The 661-nt window shown below is 34.6% G+C and carries 1 protein-coding gene; it reads right to left on the reverse strand.

Annotation, left to right across the window (positions count from 1 at the left end):
• Window positions 1–93: 93 nt before the first annotated feature.
• Window positions 94–661, reverse strand: a 568-nt coding sequence (locus tag FRY97_RS22015; protein ID WP_147169776.1) for a DUF4230 domain-containing protein, incomplete at its 5' end; no start/stop codon positions are given.

Genomic DNA, 661 nt, shown 5'->3' on the forward strand with positions numbered 1-661 from the left:
AACGGTTTGGCTAAATGCAGTAGCCCCGCATAGGGGCTATTGCCATTTTAGCCTTTGTTCGTGCCAGTTTTCCTTCTTTCTTCAATTTTTTTATTAGCAGGAACATGAAAAATCACAAGTTTCGGTCCGAGGTGCAAAATCTATGTGCAATTTATAAGGATATTTTGGGTTTGTAATTAACGGGTGAAATAGAGCTTGAAAAAAAATCTTGACATTTTCTTTTGCCTGCCTAATGTTCTGATGTTGATTTGCTCTATCTCTTGCCTCGTATTTTGCAGAGTTCAGTAATTCGTTATAATCATAATCATAAATCATTTTAGCATCTGAATTTGTAAGTTGGTGAAAAACACCTCCTCCGCTTTTCTCTAAATAAAACGATGGAGTATATTCAACTGATACAACTTGGGGAGAAGGCAATGTCAAGTTTATTGTTCTGTTATTATTATTTACTTCCATTACCAATTCCTCCGCTAAATCAAAACCGATTTTTGATTGACAGTAGCAACTTAGATGAAGTTTTTCGTTTGCTGTTTCAACCAATCCCCACAAAGCGGTCGCCTTTTTTTCTTTTTCTTTTTTAATCAATTCACCCTTCTCCACCATAGCCAATTGCATAATAAATTTTGAGTAGTTTTCTTTAATTGACGTTTTATTTATCCAA

Origin of the sequence: Phaeodactylibacter luteus (genome assembly GCF_007993045.1) — a bacterium.
In the GTDB taxonomy this organism is placed as follows: Bacteria; Bacteroidota; Bacteroidia; order Chitinophagales; family Saprospiraceae; genus Phaeodactylibacter; species Phaeodactylibacter luteus.